Genomic DNA, 19,296 nt, shown 5'->3' on the forward strand with positions numbered 1-19,296 from the left:
CCGGTCCACCCCGCGTGGGCTACTCGGCAGCCAGACTGGCCCGCAACCGGACGGCGTCCGCTTCGGCCAGGGCGCTGCCGCCGGTGAAGATCACCCGCCGCAACTGCCCGGTCCAGGCGAACGGCGGCAGGTAGTCCGCGCTGACCGGGAAGCCCGCGTCGTGGCCCAGGCGCAGCCCGCCGCCGCCGATCTGGATACCGCCCGCCCCCATGCCCTGCGGCAGGACCGTCCGCGCCACCTCGACGCCGTCGACGAGGAGGACGCCGACGCCGTGCGCGCCGAGGAACCGGAAGCCCACCACCCGCGTGCCCGGCTCCAGAACCAACTCGGCGCGGACCCGGTACGGCGTACTCGTCACGTTGAGCAGCAGCTCCGGCCGCCCCTCGCGCACCAACAGCGCCCACCCGTTCGACCAGTCGCCCATCGCCGCCAGAACCCCCTCACCGCCACCCGGGGGAACCTCGGTCTCCGCCTCCAACAGCGTGCCCGCCGCGAGCGACGGCACCACCTCGTCGACCACCGGGTTCGCCCCCGGCACCACGACCAGGCGGTCACTGATCGGCCACAACGCCGGCTCGAGGCCGACCAGGTGACCGTAGAGCCCGTCGGTCAGCGGCAGCACGTGGTTCGCCTCAGCCTCCGCCCACCAGAGCCGCTCCAACTCCGCGAGCCGCTCCGGGTACTCGGCACCGACGTCGACCCGCTCGGCGAAGTCGTCGGGGGCGAAGAGGTGCCAGGTGTCGGTGCCGAACTCTCGGCTGCCCGGGATCATCTCCTCGTCGTCGACGCCGAGCGAACGGTGGTCGGTGGTCGCCTTCCACCCCCGATGGATGATCGAGCGCGAGCCGAGGGTCTCGAAGTACTGGGTCTCGCGGGCCGGCGGCGCCGAACCGTCGCGGACGCTCGGCAACAACGAAGCCCCGGCCAGCGGCTGCTGCTCGACGCCGTCGACCTGTTCCGGCAGCTCGACACCACAGGTCTCCAGGATGGTCGGGAAGAGGTCGACCACGTGACACCACTGCTCGCGGATGGCGCCGGCGTCGGCCGTGCCGCCAGCCGGCTTGAGGATCATCGGAACCCGGGTGCCGCCCAACCAGGAGTACCGCTTCCAGAGGTGGAACGGCGCGTTCCCCGCCCAGGCCCATCCCCACGGATAGTGGTTGTACGCCTCGAACCCACCGATCTCGTCGACTGCTGCGAGGTTGTCGTCCAGGGAGTCCGCGACGCCGAAGCCGAAGCGGTGCTCGTTGAGGGAGCCGTGGCGGCCGCCCTCTGCACTGGCGCCGTTGTCGCTGGTCAGCACGATCATCGTGTTGTCGGCGATGCCCAGTTCCTCCAGCCCCGCCAGCAGGCGACCGAAGTGGTGGTCGAAGTGGCTGAGGAAGCCCGCGTGGGCCTCGGCATAGCGGGCGTAGAGGGTGCGCTCCTCGTCACTGAGCTCCGCCCAGTCCTGGATCCACTCCGGCCGCGGGCTCAGCTCGGTTCCCTCCGGCACCACTCCGTCGGCGACCTGCCGCGCGAAGACCCGTTCCCGCACGGCCTCCCAGCCGTCGTCGAAGTGACCGGCGTACCTCTCGATCCACTCGCGCGGCGCCTGATGCGGAGCATGGCCGACGCCGGGCGCGAAGTAGCAGAAGAACGGTTTCTCAGGCGCGGCATGCTTCTGGTCGCGGACTATCCGCAACGCTTGGTCGACCAGATCCTCGGTCAGGTGGTAGCCCTGCTCCGGGGTGCTCGGCGGCTCAACCGGCGAATTGTCGCGGTAGAGCGTCGGGGTCCACTGGTTCGCGTCGCCGTGCAGGAAGCCGTAGTAGTGCTCGAACCCCTGCGCCAAAGGCCAGGTGTCGTAGGGTCCGGCAGCGCTGCGATCGTTGCGCGGGGTCAGGTGCCACTTGCCGACGGCCATCGTGCTCCAGCCCTGGTCACGCAGGGTCCGGGCGATGGTCGCCGCCGAGCGCGGGATGCGCCCGCTGTAGCCGGGGTATCCGGTCGGCATGTCGGCGAGGAAGCCGACGCCGACCGCGTGCGCGTTGCGGCCGGTCAGCAACGCCGCGCGGGTCGGCGAACACATCGCGGTGACGTGAAACCGGTTGTAGCGCAGGCCGGAGGCAGCGAGCCGGTCGATGTTGGGCGTTGCGATCTCCGCGCCGAACGCCCCCAACTGACCGAAGCCGACGTCGTCGAGCAGGACCACCAGCACGTTGGGCTTTCCTGCCGGGCGCGGACGCGCCGGGTGCCACGGGGTGGACTCCTCCGCCGTCAGCGCGATCTTCGGGCCCGGCTCAGCCGCTCCCGACAGATCGGCCCCTGCCTGCTGATCGGTCATCGCGCACGCTCCTCGGCTCGCCTCTGTACGTCGCCGCTAACTCTGGCTCCGAGCAGCCGCATCCCGCAGGCGATCGCCGGGAATGCCACGCAACGCGGCCCCTCCCCTCTTCACCGAATCCGCCGGCGCAGCCACCGAGCGCTGGTTACAGTGCTTGCGAATGCGTCGATCCTGAAGGAACGAAGGCCATGGCACGTGCCCGACCGCTCGCCAGCAGGCTCCGCGCGAAGCTCCGTAACCACCACATCGCCGCCCTGGACTCCACCGGCCACGTCGCGATCGGCGACATCATGAACGCCCGTGCCGACATGGAGTTCCACGACGCGAACAGGCCCGCGACCCGCACCTTCGATGTGGTGGTGGCCAGCGAGGTGATCGAGCATTTCCGGAACCCGACCACCGACTTCCCGAAGTTGATGCAGTTCGTCGGCGAGGACGGCGTCCTGGTCTGCGGCACGACGCTACGCAGCGCCAGGCCGCTGGTGCAGCAGCGCTATGCGTTCTACCCCGACCACACGTCGCTCTACACACCGCGTTCCTTGCAGCTGATCGCTCGCGGCATCGACGCGCAGGTCGACTTCCGTCCGGTACAGGGGGCAGGGAACAAGCGGTACGTGATCTTCACCAGAACCGCGGAGAAGATGGAACGGGTGATCGCCCACTTCGGCAATCACCCGTTCGGGCCGTCGGAGAAGACGGCAGGCTGACTCAGGCCGCCTGAGCAGCCTCACGCTGCTGACGCTCGGCGCGACGCTGGACGGCGTCGTAGGCACGGCGAACCTTCGGTCCACCGGTCGCGAGCTTGTGCAGAACTCCGAGCTGCTGCGGCAGGTTCTTGGCGTTGGTGTTGGCCATCCAGCCGTTGGGCAGCGAGAGCCGGAAGATCTTGTGCCAGGCGCTGGCGACCTGCTTGGGCAGCGACGCCTCGTGGTAGTTGAGGCCGTACTGCTCGAAGAGCGCCTTCACCTTCGGAGCCACCTCGGCGTACCGGTTCGAGGGCAGGTCCGGGAAGAGGTGGTGCTCGATCTGGTGCGAGAGGTTGCCGGTCATCAGGTGCATCGCCTTGGAGCCGGAGATGTTGGCCGAGCCGAGCATCTGACGCAGGTACCACTCGCCGCGGGTCTCCTTCTCCGGGATCGCGGCCCGCTCGAAGGTCTCGACACCTTCGGGGAAGTGACCGCAGAGGATCACCGAGTTGGTCCACAGGTTGCGGACCAGGTTGGCGGTGAAGTTCGCGGCCAGCGTCGGGAGGAAGGAGCCGGTCGGAATCGACAGCGCCGGATGCACGACGTAGTCCTTGGTGGCCTGCTTGCGGATCTTCTTCAGGGTCGACTTCACGTTGCGCTTGAACTCCGCGGAACGCTTCTCCTTGGGGATCTTCAGGTTCTTGCCGAGCTGCAGGTCGTAGGCAGCGATGCCGTACTCGAAGAAGCAGGCGTTGATGAAGCTCCACAGCGGCTGGCCGAGGTGCATCGGCGCCCAACGCTGGTCCTCGTCGACGCGCATGATGCCGTAGCCGAGGTCGTTGTCCTTGCCGACGATGTTCGTGTAGGTGTGGTGCACCTGGTTGTGCGAGTGCTTCCAGCTCTCCGAGGTGGAAGCGTTGTCCCACTCCCAGGTGGTCGAGTGGATCTTCGGGTCACGCATCCAGTCCCACTGACCGTGCATGACGTTGTGGCCGATCTCCATGTTCTCCAGGATCTTGGCCACGCTCAGACCGGCGGTACCGACGATCCAGGCCGGCGGGAAGATGCTGAAGAGCAGGACGGCGCGGCTGCCGAGTTCGAGCTTGCGCTGCACGTCCACCACCTTGCGGATGTAGCGGGCGTCGCTCTCGCCGCGGGTGTCCAGAACGTCCTGCCGGATCGCGTCCAGCGCCGCGCCGAGGGCTTCGATGTCAGCCGCGGTGAGGTGCGCGGTCGGGTTGACGGGCTTCTTGGTGATCGTGGTCATCGGGTACTCCGCTTCTGCCGTTCGGGCAGTTCGTGGGGTGGATCGGGGCGGTGATGCGGGCTGGTGACGCGGGCCTGGCTAGTGCTCGATCTGGCAGGCTCCGGCGGGGGCGCTGATGCAGGTCTGGATCATCACGCCGCCAGGGTCGGTCTCGCCGGGGGTGGCGGTGGTGATCTCGCCGTTGCGCAGGTCGCGGACGGCGCCTTCCTTCATCGGCAGCACGCAACCCATGCAGATGCCCATCCGACATCCGCTGGGCATCAACATGCCGGCCTCTTCGGCGGCGTCGAGGATCGTGGTGGTGCCGTCCAGCTCCAGGTCGACACCGGAGACGCCGAAGCTCACCGAGCCGCCTTCGCCGGCGACGATCGGGGCCGCGCGGAACTTCTCGGTGAAGAGGTCGAGGCCACGCTCGGTGTGGTGCGCCTCCAGCGCGTCGAGGAGCCCACCCGGGCCGCAGGCGTAGGTGGTCCGCTCGGCGAGGTCCGGGACCAGTTCGCCGAGTTGGGCGACGTCGAGGATGCCGTGTACGTCGTCGTAGCGAGCAATCAGATTCACTGCACCGGCGGCGTCGAGTTCCCGTAGGTTCTGCAGGAAGATCGAGTCGGGTTCGCTGGGGGCGACGTGGACGACAGTGATGTCGAGGCGATTACTGCGCTCGAACCGGACGACGCCCGCGTCGGTGACCGGGAAGAGATTGCGCAGCATGCCGATCACCGGGGTGACCCCGGAGCCCGCGGTGACGAAGAGGAACTTGTGCGCCTGTGCCTCCAGTTCGGGGAGGACGAAGTCGCCGGTGGCCTGCTCGAGGTGGACCAGCGTGCCGGCGCTGGCGCGGTGCACCAGATGGTTGCTGACCAGGCCGTCGGGCACAGCCTTGACCGTGATCGAGATGTTGCCGTCGCGACGCGGGCCGTGGGTGAGCGAGTAGGCGCGCCACTGGCGGACGCCGTCGACGTCGACGCCGATCCGCAGGTACTGACCGGGGATGTGGCCGGCCCAGTCCGCACCCGGCTTGATCACCAGGGTGGCGGCGTCCGCGGTCTCAGCCTCGACGGAGACGATCCGACCGCGCAGGTCGGCACCGGAGCGCAGCGGCGCGAAGAGGTCGAGGTAGTCGGCGGGAAGCAGAGGTGTCGTCGCGGCCTCGACGGCGCGGACGACGACGTCCCGCATCCGGCGAGGTGCACGGTGAGCATCCAGGGTGGCCATGTAGCTATCTTGCCTAGCAATCTCGGTGAACTCATGACCTTGCCCGCGTGAATCCCCGCTAGTCTTTTGTACGTAGAGAATAAAGAAGGGTCTGATTCGATGGTTTCTCGGTCCACGTCAGGGCTCCGCCTGCCAGAAACGGTGGTCGCGGCGATCCGCGCCGAGCTCCCGGCCGCCTCGGAACGGTGCATCGCGGCAGTGATCAAAGAGGTCCCGCAGTACTCCGAACCGTTCCGCGGACGGATGGGCCGCAACATCGAGAATGCGGTGACGCTGGCACTCGGCGGCTTCCTCGACATGGCCACCACCGCCTCCGGCGTGGAGCGCGGATCGATGGTCGAGTCGGTCTTCGAGGCCGCCTACGCACTGGGCCGCGGCGAGGCGCGCAGCGGACGGAGCATGGACGCCCTGGCCGCCGCCTACCGCGTCGGCGGACGAGCCGCCTGGCACGACCTGTCCCACACCGCTGTCGAGAACGACCTCCCAGCCGCCGACGTGGCGAAGTTCGCCGAGTTCGTCTTCGACTACATCGACCAACTCTCGGCGGCCAGCGTCTCCGGCCACGCGGACGAACTGGCCACCTCCGGCCGGGTCCGCGAACGCCATCGGGAGCGGCTGGCGCACGGCATCCTGACCGGCCTCGACCCCGCCGGCCTGGCAGCGCTCGCCGAACGCGCCGACTGGGCACCGCCGTCCACACTGACGGCGGTGATCGCTCCGTCGTCGGCGAGCGCGATCGTCCGCGCGCAACACGAGGCGCGGACCCTGCACGCCGGCTCCGATGCACCCGGGCTCGAGGCCCACCAGGACCTGACCGTGTTGCTGATCCCCGACCTGTCGCCGGCCGGCCGCAGCGCCTTGGTCACCCAGCTGGCCGAACGCCAGGCGATCGTGGGTCCGCCGCGCCCCTGGCAGGACGCACGCACCTCGTACCGGCGCGCCCTGCGGGCGATCGTCCTCGACGTCGCCCGGCCCGGCATCTCGTCGGACTCCGAGGACCATCTGGTCCCGCTGGTACTGACCGCCGACTCAGCGGCTCTGGCGGATCTTCGCGACCGGGTCCTGGAGCCGCTGGACTCCGTGCGTCCCACCACGAAGGCCCGGCTCACCGAGACCCTACGGGCGTGGATCCTGCACCAAGGACGCCGCGACGAGATCGCCACCGCGCTCTTCGTCCACCCGCAGACGATCCGGTACCGCGTCGGCAAGCTGCGCGAGGTCTACGGCGAGCGACTGACCGACCCGCAGTTCATCCTGGAGGCCGCGATCGCCCTAGGCCTCGACAAGGAGTAGACCCACGCCGGCTCAGCGTCCCGTCAACCTCCGGCGTCGGCGCATCACCAGCAGGCCGGCTGCCAGGAGCACCAGGCCGGCGCCGATCGCCGGGCCCATCGTCGCCCCGGCGCCGACCTGCGGGAGGGCGCCGGTGCCGGTCGGCCCAGGCGTGCCGTCCGGGTCGTCGGTCTCCTCGGGGTCGTCGGTCTCGTCGTCCGGGTCGACCGGCGGGACCGGGGCGGCCTTGATGGTGAGCGCCGCGGCGGCGACGTTGTCGGCCTGAGTGACGTCGGTGGATCCGTTGGTGAAGGCGACCACAGCGGAGATCGAGCCGGTTCCCGTCGAGACCGCGGTACCTCTGAGGGTCACCGTCGGCAGCGCATCGCCGGGAAGCACAGGTTCCGCGGTGAGGCACTCGGTGCTCTGGGCGGCGGTGGTGCAGGTCCAGTCGTCGCCGTCCGCGCTGTCGGGACGCAGACCTGACGGGAGAGTCACCGTGAGTCGGACGCCCATCGCGGGCGAAGCTCCCCGGTTGGTCACGGTCGCGGCCAGGTCCACGGTGTCTCCCACCTTGAGGCCTGTACCGGCCTTCATCCGCGCCTTGCCGGCAGCCTTCGCAGCGCCCTGCTGCAGCTGAAGATCGACGGCGAGGTCGTCGGCCCGCACGATCAGACCGGCGTCGAGGTCGCGCAGGTTCGCGCTCACGTCGCTGGCGTAGTCGATCACGAGCTCGTCGCTCAGCCCGGCGATCCAGTCGATGTCCGATCCGGTCTGCGCGTCGCCGCGCCCCGGAACGGTCAGCGCCTGGTCGGCGGCGAGCTCCACCCCGACCTGGTAGGAGCCGCCGGCGAGGTCACCGAACGAGTAGTCGCCGTCCGCGTCGGTCCGCACGGTCGCGACCGGCGCACCGGCGTCGGCGACCTGGGTCGCCGGAGCCGAGGGGGTTGCGGAGTAGAGGCGCACGGCCACGTCCTCGACGCCGCTCTCGCCGGCGTCGCGGACGCCGTTGCCGTTGTCGTCGGACCAGACCGTCCCGGCCAGCGACCCGCGCTCCTGCCCGAACAGGTATCCGGTGGCCCGCCCGGCCGCCTCCAGGTCGATCCCGGAGATGAGGGTGGACGACGAGACATTGCCGCCGGCCGAGCCGAGCGTCGGGGAGCCTTCGCGATAGCCGGACGGCGGCGTCTTGGTGATCGCGTAGGTGCCGGCCAGCAGGTCTTCGAACCGGTAGCTGCCATCGGTTCGGGTGGTCGTCTGAATCGGGGAGATCGAACCGTCCGGGTCGGTCCCGGTCAGAGTCACGGTCACACCCCCGATCCCGGACTCGCCGGGGTCACGCGTTCCGTCGCGGTCGCTGTCTGCATAGACGCCGCCAGCGAGCGAGCCGACGGTCTCGCCGAACAGGTAGCCGGTGCCCGCCGTCCGCGCCGACAGGTCGATGTCGGAGATGGCGTTGTTGTCGGCGCTGCCACCCGCGGTACCCGCCACCGCGGAGCCGTCGCCGTACCCGGTCGGCTGCATCTGGGCGATCTCGTAGCTGCCCGCGCGCAGGCTGGCGAACCGGTACTCCCCGGTGCCCGGATCCGTGACGGTGCTCAGCGTCACGGCGTTGCCGTCCTCGTCCTCACCGTTCAACAGCATGGTCACGCTACGGACCCCGGGCTCTCCGCCATCGCGGGTGCCGCTGCGGTCCCGGTCGACATAGACGGCTCCGGCCAGGCTGGCGGTCGGCCGCTCCGCGAAGAGGGCGCCGGCACTGCTTGCGCCGTCGCTCAGGGTGACGACCATGGTGTCGTTGCCGTTCAGGGCGGCATTGCTGCCGGCCGTGTCGATGCCGTCGTCGAATCCGGCGGGCTGGGTCTGGGTGAGCGTGTACGTTCCGCCCGGAACGCCGGCGAAGGAGTAACCGCCGTCCGGGCCGCTGGTCGTGGTCCGGTTGGGCTGTGGACCGGTCAAGGTGAGCGTGACGCCGCTGATCCCGGTGTCGCCGGCGTCGATCTGCCCGTTGCCGTTGCGATCCGCGAAGACCCGACCGCTGATCGTGCCGACCATCGGGACGGCGACGGTCGAGCTGTCGCTGACGGCGCCGACAGGCGAGGTCGCGTTCACCGAAGCAGTGTTCGAGTTCCCGGCGATGGGCGCGATCGCGGTGCAGGTGTAGGTAAGCGAGGCGCCGACCGCCAACGCGGCATGAGTGTTGTCGCAGGCAGGCACCTTGGCGTCGGTCACCGCGATGGAGGTGAGGGGAACGTCGCCGGCGTTGACGACCTCGATGGAGAAGGTGATCGTCTCGCCCGCCAGGTAGTTGGCCTTGTCCGCGGTCTTGGTGATCTCGATCGCCGGGTTGACGACGGCGACGGCGACGTTCCGGCTGGCCTCCATGGACTGGCCGAAACTACCGTCGCCACTCACCACGTTGGCGTAGGTGGTATCACTTCCTGGCGCTGGCGCGGTGCAGGTGTACGTATGCGGCACGTCCGCGGCGAGAGCGCCGATATTGCGGTCACAACCCGGGATCTCGCTGTCGACGGCCACGCCGCTCGCGGCGTGCGCCGGGGAACGCACGGTGATGGTGTACTCGATCGAGTCGCCCGCACGATGCGGGCCAGCGGGGGCGGAGGCGTTGATCCTGAGCGTGGCGCGGGGCACAGCCAACACCAGGCCGCTCGCGAGGTAGGTGTCGCCGGCGCTGGTGAAGCTGAACGTCGCCGCGGTCGCTCCCGAGGCGATCGGAACCGTCAGGCTCTTAGAGTCGACACTCAGGTTGCTGGCGACGGCCGCCGGGTTGGTGGCGCCCTCGGCTCTGGAGTTGAAGAAGTTCGACGTGGCGCCGGTCAGGGGCTCGGCGGTGTTGGTGCCGTTAACCAGGAACTGGTCGCCGCCGATGTTGCCGTCACCCTCGAAGGCGGTCAGCGAGACGCGCGAGCCTGGCCCCGCTGCCAGGAGCCCCGAGACCGGCACACTGGTCGGCGGGTCCACCGAGGACTGCCGCACGTGACCGTCGTAGATGAAGATCTGCTTCGACGGCGTCGTCATGTCGTCGTCGCCGAAGGAGTAGACCAGGGTGAGCGACCACCCGGCGTAGCACCCGAAGCCCTGCGGAGTCCACAGGTTGCCGACCGTGATCGGCACCGGAACTCCCGTCGCGATTCCCGCGAACTGGTTGGTCACGGTTGCCTGGGCGGCGTAGAGCTGGGGCTGGCTGGCCGGGACATTCGCGAGGGCGTCGCGGCTGATCACTTGCGGGGCGACGGCGGTAGTGCTGCCCGCGCCGACGGTGAGGCGGGCCGAGGTGCTCTCCGGGGTGCCGCTCGGCAGGACCGCGGTTCCCGCTCCGCCAAGGAACTGGCGGGTGTTGCACCCGGGCAAAGTGGAGATGGTGCTGTCCGCGAGGCGGATGGTGCCGGTGTCCCCGCTCCAGCGCAGGCGCGCGAAGGAGACACTCGCACCAGAGGGGATCGTCACAGTGGCCTGGCTGGAGTTGTAGGTGGCCGCGCTGGAGTCGACGTCCACCCACTGCATGTAGTACGAGTCGTTGATAGCGGACGCAGAGGTGTTCGTTCCGGCCTGGGCGCCGGCGCAGGTGGCGATCGGCTCGCCGAACGGGTCGACCGGCGCAGTGGCCCCAGGACAGATCATGTTGCCGTTGCCGACCTGCATGACGTCGCCAGGGACGGTCTCGTTGTAGTTCAAGGCGAAGGGCCGCACCACCGCCGCCTCTGCGGAAGGTGCCGTGACGACCAGCCCGGTCGCCACGGTGCCGAACGCGACACCGAACGTCAGGATCGCGGAGGTAAAAGCGGTACGACTCTTCTTGAAGTTCACGAGGGTCCTCAGCGCAGGGGTCGCGCGGAACAGTCAGCCGACCCCGAGATCCGCACGGGAACGGGCAACAATCTACTGCCACCGAGGCCGAATGTCGGACTACGTCCAAGAAACTGGGATGTCGGCGCCACTCAGCGGGGGACCGCGCCGACCGCGTCCAGGATCAGGTCGACGACCTGGTCGACCCGCGCCGGGATCAGCGCCTCACCCCCGGTGAGCGGTGCCAGGAAGAGCGGCGAGACCAACGAGTTGATCACCGTCTCCGGGAGGTGACGCTGGTTGGCGTCCCCGCGCTCGACCGCGCGGTCGAGCATCTCGTACCAGCCGGCCATGATCGGAGCGAAGTGGTCGATGATCGCCTGGTTGAACTCCGGGTGGCTGCCCGAGACCATGATCCGGGTCATCGTGAGGTCGACCGGGTCGGCAGCGAAGAGTGCCACCCGGTGCGCGAAGGCGCGGACGTCGTCGGCGAGGGAGCCCAGGTCGGGGACGTCGAGGTCGCGGGCGTGCTGGCTGAGCGCCTCGGCCAGCAGCAGATCCTGGGTCGGCCACCACCGGTAGATCGTGCGCCGGTTGACCCCGGCCCGCTCGGCGACCTCGACGGTGGTGAAGGCGATCCGCTCCTCGGCCAGCAGTTCGAGAACCGCACGCCCGACCGCGAGTCGGACCTGCTCGCTGCGCCCACCGCTGCGCTGCCGCTCCTTGACGGTCATGACCCCTCCAATCGCCGGAGAAATCCTAGGCGAGCCGAACGCGTGCGCCTGCACTCGACTTTGTAAAGCAACGCTTTGTTGCTTTAAGAGGTCGAGTCATTGATGCTGCGCCTCCGCATTCCTCGACCGACCCGGCTGCCCGGGCGGCGCTAGGTGTGCCGCGTGAAGCGGACGACACCGCATGGATGTCGCTCCAGCCGATAGGCAGGGTCGTGCGCGAAGTGATGGTGTTTGCTGCAGAGCAGGAGAGCGTTGGCGAGGTCGGTCGCACCGCCTTCGGACCAGGGGATCGCGTGGTGCGCTTCGCACCAACTGCTGGGGATGCGGCAGCCTTCGGCCTGACAGTAGGGATGTTGGATCGCCAACGCCCGGCGCTGTGCCCAGGAGTAGAGCCGTTTGGCTCGGCCGAGGTCCAGCAGCAGCGACCGCCCATCGAGCACCGCCGGCAGGATCTGTGCCGTACAGGCCAACCGCCGCGCCTCGCCCGCGGAGATCCGGTCATGCCACGCGTCGCGCTGGCTGCCGATGGCGGCCGTGCCGAGACCGGTGCGCAGTGCGTCGAGGCCGATCGTGACCACAACGGTGGTCGCATCGCCGCCGTGGAGCGGGAGTCGCTTCGGGTCGAGGCTCTCCAGCAAGGTGTTGAGCGCGCGGGCGTTGCGTTGCGGGGTGGAGAGTCTGCGCAGTGGCGCCGCGCCGGCAGGCGAAACGGCACCCAGCTCGTCGCGACGCAGGTCGCTGTCGTGGTGCGGGTCGCGGCCGGGGCACTCCAGATCGCCGCAGGAGTCGGCGTAGCGCCCGTCGTCGGCCGGCACACAGCCACACGGCGGCGGAGCGAGCCGATCTCGTCGCGGGTTGGTGATCGCATTCAGGGCGGTCGCGAGCCGGTTGGCGCACAGATCGGTGAGCAGACCGGAGATCCTGGTCGTGCCGTCGCCTTGTGGCTTCAGGATGAGCCGCTGCCGCTCGCGCGCGGACCGCTCCTCGTCGGCCAGCCGTTCACCCTCCAAAGCTTCGGCGAGTTCAGGGGCGGCGACGTCGATGATCCGCTTGCCGAGGCGGCGCAGTTCGGCCGGATTGAAGGTGGCGGCGTGCTCGACCAGCGCTGCCTCTGCCCTGGCGACGATCTCGATGTCGAGGTCACCCGGGAGAGCGTGCAGGGCTCGGACGATCTCGACGGCTTGGGCGAGGTTGACCCGGCCTTCGTTGAGCGCGGCCCGCAACAGCGGTCGCCGGTCGTCGAGCTCCTTGGCGAGCCGGAGCTCGCGGGCCGTGGCACCCGGGCTCTGCCGGGTCTCGTGGGCGATGAAGTCGCCGATGTTGCGGGCACCGTGTGCTTCGGCGACGTCGTCGGCGCACGCCATCACCCGAAGGTTCAGCTCGGTGAGCCGCGCCAACAAACCCGGTAGTTGGAGCAGGACCACTGCCTTCTCCACCGTGGAGAGGAAGACGGGACTACAAGCGTCGGCGTCCCTCAGGGCCTCCGCGATCGAGCCGAGCGCCGCACAGATCGGGTGCTCCGTCGTCGGCGGCACCTCATCGACGGTGCACCGCGGTCGCGGCAAGGCACAGGAGCGCGCTTGGCCGATGACGCGACGCCCTCCGGGAACGTCGAGAAGTCGCGGCATCACACACCTCCAGCACCGTCAGATCCAGCGGCTCGAACCCTTCGTCCGAGCACACCACGACACTAGAAGTGACCTCCGACACAACGTCGCCAGCCCGCTGGACCGCGGAAAACCGCACCACTTCCGTCGGAGGTCTTTCGTAGCCTCGACCCATGAGCTACGGACTTTTCCTCACCCACCACGCCCTTCCCGGCCGCCGCGCTGAGCTGATCGCCGCCTGGGAGCGGCACATGCCTGCCGCCGTCACCGCCAACGACGCCCATGAGGCCTACGTGTACACCGCGATCGACGACGACCCTGACGCGCTGATGGTCTTCCAGCAGTACCGATCACGGGCCGACGCTGCCGCCTTCCTCACCACCGAGCAGTACCGCGCCTACCTCGCCGACTCCGAGCACCTGCTCGCCGGTCCGCCGCAGGTGGTCGGCACCACGCCCCTCTGGTCCAAGAACATCGGTACCAACACTGCCGACTGACGCCCGTACTCAGCCGCCGGAATCTCCATAGAGCAGCCTCCGGACAGCCGAGCGCGACGCCAGCAGAACCAGCACGAGCAGAGTGACCGGCAGGAAACCACCGAGGCTCACCGCGCCTCCGAAGGCGACGTCGATCAGCCACAGCACGACGAGCTTGCTACCCACGGCGACGCCCCAGAGCGCCACACCGAACACGACCTTCCCGCGTCGCGTCGGCGCACCGCGGAGCCGAGCCATGACCGCGCCCTTCAACAGAAGGACACCCTCCAGAGCGATCTTCAGCAGGACCGCAGTGAGCAACGAGTGCAGGAAGCTCTCGCTGATCACCTGCGGCAGGAACTGGATCGCCAGGTTGAGCACCACGACGTAGACGAAGACGTCCACGATCTCTTCGGGATGCGTGGCGATCCATGCCCGCAGTGAACCCACCGGTCGCGCCATGGGCTCGATACTGCCCCCGACTGCCCGCGAGCGCGAGCAGTCGGGCGGCGGGTCGCCCTACTGCGTGGCGCGCCCCAGCTTGCGGAAGTGGTCGATCATCACCGCGAACGCGTCCGGTGCGAGCTCACCGGGACGATAGGTGACGGCGTCGAGCGCGCCGGTCCAGGCGAAGGTGCCGTACTTCTGGTGCAGCTCCCACAGCACCGGCGAACGGCGGTCCATCCCGACGCTGATCCCGTTGAAGGGAACGAGCCAGGTCAGTTGAGCCATCTCGGCCTGCTCGACGACGACGGTTCCGTCGATCGCCAGGTCGACCAGCCAACGGCTGCCCCCGGGCGCGGTGACCCGAACCTCGATCGACCGCGCACCCTCCGGCACCAGGACCGGGGTCGTCGCCAGGGTCGAGTCGGCAAAGGCGTTCTGCGCGAAGATGACGGAGCCATCCTCGATGTACAGCACATAGCCGGCTTCCTGCCCGCCGTGCGACACCAACACACCTGCGTCGCCGGCGCGGTAGCCGGGCAAGGTCGCTTCGATGGTGAAGCCGCGACCATCGATCAGCTGCGCCGAACGGAACCGCTCGACCATCCCGACCTCGGGAAGCAGGACGGTCTCACGGACGAAACGTTCGTCGCTGGGCGGGCGCTGGAACCAGTGCACCGGCGTCCCGTCGGCCATCGGCAGCACCTGGTTCTCGCCCGCCGCCGCGGTCCACGCCGCGACCAGATCCTCAACCAGGTCAGGGTTCTCGGCTGCCAGGTCACGCATCTGGGTCGGGTCGGCAAGGGTGTTGTAGAGCTCCCACCGGTCGCTCGCGAACGGCGTCACCGGCTTCCGGATCGCCACCGCCTCCCAACCGTCGCGGTAGTACGAGCGCTCACCGAAGCACTCCAGGTACTGCTCGGTGTGCGCGGTCGGCGCAGATCCGTCACGCAACGTCGGCACGAACGAGACGCCATCGAGGGGCTCGGCCGCCAATCCCTTGCGACTGGTGGCGACCGGCACACCGGCCAGATCGAGCAGGCTCGGCATCAGGTCGGTGACGTGGGCGTACTCGTGCCGGATCTCGCCGCCGACGCCGTCCAGTCCGGCAGGCCAGGAGATCAGGAACGGGACCTGGTTGCCGCCGCGGAACGAGGAGAACTTGTGCCGACGGAACGGCGTGTTCGCTGTCGTGGCCCAGCCGACGGGGTTGGCGGGCCAGCTGGTCGGGCCGCCGATCTCGTCGATGCGCGCGAGGTCGCCGGGGATCCGTTCGGCGACCGAACGCTGCGACGGCTTGTGCATCGCGGAGAGGTGGTTGAACTTGCCGATGTCGGTGCCGCCGTCGCTGGCCGCACCGTTGTCGGAGAGGAAGACGAAGATCGTGTTGTCGAGTTTCCCCAAGCGGGCAAGGAGATCGCGGATCCGACCGACCGAGTCGTCGATCGAGGTCACCATCGCCGCGAAGACCTCCTGATAGCGCGCGGCGAGCCGCCGGCCGTCGGCGTCGAGTTCGTCCCAGGTCGGTACGTCGGGTCCGGTCTCGTCGTTGATCGGCGCGAGGACGGCGTCGGGAGAGACCAGGCCGAGCTCCTTCTGGCGCGCGAAACGCTGCTCCCGGACGGCATCCCAGCCCTGGTCGTAGGCGCCACGGAACTTGGCGATCTCTTCGGGCTTGGCGTGCAGCGGGGTGTGCACGGCGCCGTGGCCGAAGTAGAGGAAGAACGGCTTCTCGGGTTCGTCGGTGACGACCTCGGAGATCATCTCGACGGCGCGCTGGGTGAGGTCGTCGGTGAGGTAGTAGCCGTCGGGGTACTGGTCGACGTTGACGAGGCTGTTGCCTTCGTACATCTGGTGCGGGTGGAAGAAGTTCGTCTGCGCTTCGAGGAATCCGTAGAACTGGTCGAAGCCGCGCTGCAACGGCCAGGAGTGCCGGTCGCTGCCGGGCCCGAGATCGCTCTCCTTGCAGAGGTGCCACTTGCCGATCATCAAGGTGCTGTATCCCTGGTCGCGCAGGGTCTCGGCGATGGTGGGCTGGTTGGCGGGCAGTTCGGCGGCGTAGCCGGGGAAGCCGGGGTCGATGTTGGCGACGCCGCCGACGCCGACGGCGTGGGAGTTGCGCCCGGTCATCAGGGCTGCGCGGGTGGGCGAGCAGGTCGGGGTGACGTGGAAGTTGGCGAGTCGCAGGCCTTCACCGGCGACGGCGTCCAGGTGCGGGGTCGGGATCTCCGAGCCGAACGAGGCGAGGTCGGAGTAGCCCATGTCGTCGACGATCATCACGACGACGTTCGGCGCACCTTCGGGAGCGGCTGCGCGCGGCGGCCACCAGGGTTCGGACTGCGACATCGCGTCGACGATGCGGCCTTGGAAGGTGGGCTCGGTCATGGGTCACTCCAGGGTGGACGGATGTTCGACATCGCCAGATTAAGTCAATGCTTTAAATGTTGGGACGCGGCGTCTCACTCGGGGTGTGGATTGGGTACGGTTCCCGAGTGAGCGAGCGTGTAGCGGGCGATACGGGGCCGAAGGACGCCCTCGTCGACGCCGCCGAACGACTCTTCGCCGAGCACGGCCTGGACGGCGTCTCCATGCGCGAGATCGCCAAGGCGGCCGGGCAACGCAACAACTCCGCCGTCCACTACCACTTCGGCGGCCGCGACGGCTTGGTGCGCGATGTGTTCCGGCGGCGGATGCTGGTGATCAACGAGCGCCGCCAAGAGATGGTCGCCGCACTCGACGCGACCGGCGACGATCCATTGCGGGCTCTTCTGGAAGCGATGATCCTGCCGCTGGCCGAGCACCTACGCGCAGCAGGACCGAACTCGACCTACCTGCAGTTCCTCGCCCGCGTCTCCCCCACCGTCGACTTCACCGACCCGGCCCTGCTCGCCGTCCGCACCCTGCACACCGAACTGGCCAACCGGATGCAGCGCGAACTCACCCACCTCGCGCCAACCACCGCACTGACCCGGATCAGCCTGGTGCTCAACATGTCGACCTCTGCCCTGGCCGCGTTCGAACAGCAGTGGGCGTTGGCGATCGTCAACGGCGAACGCGAACTGGACGCGGTCGTCGGGCATCTGGTGGAGCTGGCAGTGGGTGGGTTGAAGGCGGGCGAGAACTAGGAACCTGCGGCGCCACTTATCTGTCCAAGACACCAGATCGAGCAGGACTTACGCAGCGCGCAATGACGCTCTCAACCATCAGGTGAAGGCTTCTTGCAGCGGCAACGGCAAACCTCAATGCAGCGATTCACAGGAAAGAGAAGAGACGCACCCGCAGGAGGTGACGCTGCGAATGCAAGGCCTAGATTGGTCGCACCGAGCTAGATCAAGGCGCACCAAGCACTCGCGCCGCAGAGAAGTCCGCCCGGCGACGCGCAGCGGAGCAGTTCAATCGCACTCGGACCCAAGACAGATGCACGAGGGCGCACTAGACCACCATCCAGAACTTTGATCGAAGCTGCAAAGCATCACGACGCATCGCGGTACTATATGCGCCGAGCCTAGAGCACAGCGCCGCTAGCGCAATCAGGAAGCTGGCGAAGACGACGCCAAACCGGGAAGGGAAGCAAGCAGATCCTCGAGATTCCTTTTCGCTTACTCCTTACCTTTAACGCGACATCACTTCTTCTCGTCGTTTATCAGGTCAAATCTCCACTGTTCTTTGCCGACTCATCTGGATACCTTCAGGTTACCTTGTTCCTAGGCTACGCTTTTGTGCCGATAGCACTCACGGGTGCCAGCATTATTGCAAGCAAAGGCCTCTCGAAGGACGCTTTTGAGCCCGGTGACATCCAGACGATTTCGCATGCAAACAATGCCTTCTTGCCGAGCTATCTGGGTTACTTCTTTGTATCACTTAGCATTCCCGACATCAAGACTCTCATTTTCGTCTACCTCGTCCTTTTTGCCTTTACATATAAGTCGCAAGCACTGTACTTCAATCCGCTATTCCTGCTGTACGGCTACTCGTTCTACGACGCAACCACCCGGTCCGGAACGGCAATCTTTTTGATCACAAAGAGCCAGTACCGCATCCCCAGCGAGGTTCAAGTTCCTGTTGCACGCCGCATCAATGGCTACACCTTCTTCGAGAGGAACCCAAATGGATAATGTCTACGCGAAACTCAAGCGACTCAGGCGTGACCCCATTCGCAAGGTTGCCTCCGACGCGCGGCTATACACTCCGCTCGATATCGCCGTAGACTCCACCATCGAGTACAGCAGCGCCACCACGCTGAGCGAGGACGAATGGTTCGGCGTCCCACATTTCAGCGCTAGAGATTACTATCCGAATTTCATGCCAGCCGGGACCATGTCTGCCGATTATGCGAATCTTACTCGGACCGAATTTGACGACATCAATGTCCTAATATCCGCTCAAGACGGCGCCTACTATTTCCAGCGAGTCAGGCCTGCCGCTTTTATGCGGAAGAAGACTGTCACTTTCGGCGACGTGGCGATCATCGACACCTCCTCGAGAAGGATCATTGTCAATGACCTTCCCGATGCTGCCTACTTCCCCGCCGCGGATACCTTGGTATTTCGCGACCTAGCAAGCATCTCAGGACTTTTCCAAGGGATCGACACTCTCTACAAGGAAGCCACCGAGGAGCAAGTCGAAGAGTTTTTGGGCATGGACTTCGTTGCCACCGAAGGATTTGATTCGAAAAGCGTCTCGAAGCCGAACCGAAAGCGCATTGCACTGGCTCTCTCCACGCTGGCAAATTTGCCAACTGAAGATCGATCCAAGCTAGTCCAGTATACGAACAAGTATCTCAACGGCAGACTCAAATTCGATGAAAGCGAAAATTGCTTTACCGTTTCCAATGACGATGACCTAAAGTTGCTTGTCTATGGGATCGAACAACGGTTCTATACTACAGAAATAGGCGCAGAGAAGCGGCTTGCAAATTCCATTATCGCTATATAAGTTGGCCAGATCGGGGCTGTTCGGACAGAGTTTCAGGATGGCTACCTACTGGTTTCAGCAGAACCGTTCCGAATCATCTTTGCCGCCAGGAACCGTTGCACTAAGGCTGGCTTACGTGAATTCGATTTCATATACTGGTATGAGGCCCCAGGTTAATGACCAGACGCCTAGATGACAGCGATCTTCTGCCACCTTCTGAACTGCTGGCGGCGACGACTTAACGGGCGAGATCGTGGGCCGCGAATGGTACACGGAATTGAGACGGAGTCTTCCCGGGAATCGCGCCCCTGACGCGGATCCCAATCCTAGTACTAGGTCACCCGGTTGCACCGCTTCGGGTTAGAGACCTGCACCCGGAGTCGAACGGCAGGCTCTTTAGCTGCCCTCACCCTTAGGTGTGCAGTGCGTGCGTCTCTCATATTGAGTCTTCGGCGAACTCTTTGGCCACTCGTCATCGATGGGACCAGCCACACGCTGGACGATCACGAACACCGATTGGTTTAATCATTCGTCGGAGCGGGCAGACCGCT

The 19,296-nt window shown here is 67.0% G+C and carries 14 protein-coding genes; 6 read left to right on the forward strand and 8 right to left on the reverse strand.

Annotated features, from left to right (window positions below):
- Nucleotides 1-19: 19 nt before the first annotated feature.
- A complete protein-coding gene (locus ACLM5J_RS03970) occupies nucleotides 20-2,326 on the reverse strand; it encodes an arylsulfatase (protein ID WP_413654752.1) in 2,307 nt (768 codons plus the stop codon).
- Nucleotides 2,327-2,514: 188 nt separating this feature from the next.
- Here ACLM5J_RS03970 and ACLM5J_RS03975 point away from each other — a divergent pair, with 188 nt between their 5' ends.
- A complete protein-coding gene (locus ACLM5J_RS03975; RefSeq protein ID WP_413654753.1) occupies nucleotides 2,515-3,033 on the forward strand; it encodes a methyltransferase domain-containing protein in 519 nt (172 codons plus the stop codon).
- Between the two features lies 1 nt (nucleotide 3,034).
- Here ACLM5J_RS03975 and ACLM5J_RS03980 read toward each other — a convergent pair whose 3' ends face one another.
- A complete protein-coding gene (locus ACLM5J_RS03980) occupies nucleotides 3,035-4,279 on the reverse strand; it encodes a fatty acid desaturase family protein (RefSeq protein ID WP_413654754.1) in 1,245 nt (414 codons plus the stop codon).
- Nucleotides 4,280-4,357: 78 nt separating this feature from the next.
- The gene (locus ACLM5J_RS03985) at nucleotides 4,358-5,491 is read right to left on the reverse strand and encodes a ferredoxin reductase (RefSeq protein WP_413654755.1); all 1,134 of its coding nucleotides are present in this window, start codon (nucleotides 5,489-5,491) and stop codon (nucleotides 4,358-4,360) included.
- A 99-nt stretch (nucleotides 5,492-5,590) separates the two neighbouring features.
- Between ACLM5J_RS03985 and ACLM5J_RS03990 the strand changes: the two genes are divergently transcribed.
- Nucleotides 5,591-6,784 carry a PucR family transcriptional regulator gene (locus ACLM5J_RS03990; RefSeq protein ID WP_413654756.1) on the forward strand — a complete coding sequence of 398 codons (1,194 nt, stop codon included), beginning with the start codon at nucleotides 5,591-5,593 and terminating at the stop codon, nucleotides 6,782-6,784.
- A gap of 12 nt (nucleotides 6,785-6,796) precedes the next feature.
- On the opposite strand, the gene ACLM5J_RS03995 is transcribed toward ACLM5J_RS03990, so the two are convergent.
- The 3 genes from ACLM5J_RS03995 to ACLM5J_RS04005 form a co-directional block, all read right to left on the reverse strand.
- Entirely contained in the window at nucleotides 6,797-10,591 is a 3,795-nt protein-coding gene (locus ACLM5J_RS03995) for an SdrD B-like domain-containing protein (protein ID WP_413654757.1), read from the reverse strand.
- A gap of 131 nt (nucleotides 10,592-10,722) precedes the next feature.
- Nucleotides 10,723-11,304, reverse strand: a complete 582-nt coding sequence (locus ACLM5J_RS04000) for a TetR/AcrR family transcriptional regulator (RefSeq protein ID WP_413654758.1) — start codon at nucleotides 11,302-11,304, stop codon at nucleotides 10,723-10,725.
- 149 nt (nucleotides 11,305-11,453) lie between these two features.
- Nucleotides 11,454-12,932, reverse strand: coding sequence for a DUF222 domain-containing protein (locus tag ACLM5J_RS04005; protein WP_413654759.1), 1,479 nt, complete (start codon nucleotides 12,930-12,932; stop codon nucleotides 11,454-11,456).
- Nucleotides 12,933-13,084: 152 nt separating this feature from the next.
- Here ACLM5J_RS04005 and ACLM5J_RS04010 point away from each other — a divergent pair, with 152 nt between their 5' ends.
- Nucleotides 13,085-13,408, forward strand: a complete 324-nt coding sequence (locus tag ACLM5J_RS04010; RefSeq protein ID WP_413654760.1) for a putative quinol monooxygenase — start codon at nucleotides 13,085-13,087, stop codon at nucleotides 13,406-13,408.
- A gap of 9 nt (nucleotides 13,409-13,417) precedes the next feature.
- Here ACLM5J_RS04010 and ACLM5J_RS04015 read toward each other — a convergent pair whose 3' ends face one another.
- Together ACLM5J_RS04015 and ACLM5J_RS04020 are read right to left on the reverse strand one after the other, a co-directional pair.
- Nucleotides 13,418-13,849, reverse strand: coding sequence for a hypothetical protein (locus ACLM5J_RS04015; protein WP_413654761.1), 432 nt, complete (start codon nucleotides 13,847-13,849; stop codon nucleotides 13,418-13,420).
- 57 nt (nucleotides 13,850-13,906) lie between these two features.
- The gene (locus ACLM5J_RS04020; RefSeq protein ID WP_413654762.1) at nucleotides 13,907-16,216 is read right to left on the reverse strand and encodes an arylsulfatase; all 2,310 of its coding nucleotides are present in this window, start codon (nucleotides 16,214-16,216) and stop codon (nucleotides 13,907-13,909) included.
- A gap of 107 nt (nucleotides 16,217-16,323) precedes the next feature.
- On the opposite strand from ACLM5J_RS04020, the gene ACLM5J_RS04025 reads away from it, so the two are divergent.
- The 3 genes from ACLM5J_RS04025 to ACLM5J_RS04035 all read left to right on the forward strand — a co-directional run bounded on the left by ACLM5J_RS04025 (nucleotide 16,324) and on the right by ACLM5J_RS04035 (nucleotide 18,766).
- A complete protein-coding gene (locus ACLM5J_RS04025) occupies nucleotides 16,324-16,956 on the forward strand; it encodes a TetR/AcrR family transcriptional regulator (protein WP_413654763.1) in 633 nt (210 codons plus the stop codon).
- A gap of 594 nt (nucleotides 16,957-17,550) precedes the next feature.
- On the forward strand, nucleotides 17,551-17,946 hold the full coding sequence (locus ACLM5J_RS04030; protein WP_413654764.1) for a hypothetical protein: 396 nt from the start codon (nucleotides 17,551-17,553) through the stop codon (nucleotides 17,944-17,946).
- Nucleotides 17,939-18,766: an ATP F0F1 synthase synthase gene (locus ACLM5J_RS04035; RefSeq protein WP_413654765.1), complete on the forward strand. Its 828-nt coding sequence runs from the start codon at nucleotides 17,939-17,941 to the stop codon at nucleotides 18,764-18,766. Before ACLM5J_RS04030 ends, ACLM5J_RS04035 begins: the two co-directional genes overlap by 8 nt.
- The last annotated feature ends 530 nt before the right edge of the window (nucleotides 18,767-19,296 follow it).

Source organism: Nocardioides sp. Bht2 (assembly GCF_047308515.1).
Lineage (GTDB): Bacteria > Actinomycetota > Actinomycetes > Propionibacteriales > Nocardioidaceae > Nocardioides.

What these genes read in the sequence shown, in the direction of transcription:
- ACLM5J_RS03970 (WP_413654752.1), bottom strand. Translation starts at nt 2,326, where the DNA reads ATGACCGATCAGCAGGCAGGGGCCGATCTGTCGGGAGCGGCTGAGCCG.
- ACLM5J_RS03975 (WP_413654753.1), top strand. Translation starts at nt 2,515, where the DNA reads ATGGCACGTGCCCGACCGCTCGCCAGCAGGCTCCGCGCGAAGCTCCGT.
- ACLM5J_RS03980 (WP_413654754.1), bottom strand. Translation starts at nt 4,279, where the DNA reads ATGACCACGATCACCAAGAAGCCCGTCAACCCGACCGCGCACCTCACC.
- ACLM5J_RS03985 (WP_413654755.1), bottom strand. Translation starts at nt 5,491, where the DNA reads ATGGCCACCCTGGATGCTCACCGTGCACCTCGCCGGATGCGGGACGTC.
- ACLM5J_RS03990 (WP_413654756.1), top strand. Translation starts at nt 5,591, where the DNA reads ATGGTTTCTCGGTCCACGTCAGGGCTCCGCCTGCCAGAAACGGTGGTC.
- ACLM5J_RS04000 (WP_413654758.1), bottom strand. Translation starts at nt 11,304, where the DNA reads ATGACCGTCAAGGAGCGGCAGCGCAGCGGTGGGCGCAGCGAGCAGGTC.
- ACLM5J_RS04005 (WP_413654759.1), bottom strand. Translation starts at nt 12,932, where the DNA reads ATGCCGCGACTTCTCGACGTTCCCGGAGGGCGTCGCGTCATCGGCCAA.
- ACLM5J_RS04010 (WP_413654760.1), top strand. Translation starts at nt 13,085, where the DNA reads ATGAGCTACGGACTTTTCCTCACCCACCACGCCCTTCCCGGCCGCCGC.
- ACLM5J_RS04015 (WP_413654761.1), bottom strand. Translation starts at nt 13,849, where the DNA reads ATGGCGCGACCGGTGGGTTCACTGCGGGCATGGATCGCCACGCATCCC.
- ACLM5J_RS04020 (WP_413654762.1), bottom strand. Translation starts at nt 16,216, where the DNA reads ATGACCGAGCCCACCTTCCAAGGCCGCATCGTCGACGCGATGTCGCAG.
- ACLM5J_RS04035 (WP_413654765.1), top strand. Translation starts at nt 17,939, where the DNA reads ATGGATAATGTCTACGCGAAACTCAAGCGACTCAGGCGTGACCCCATT.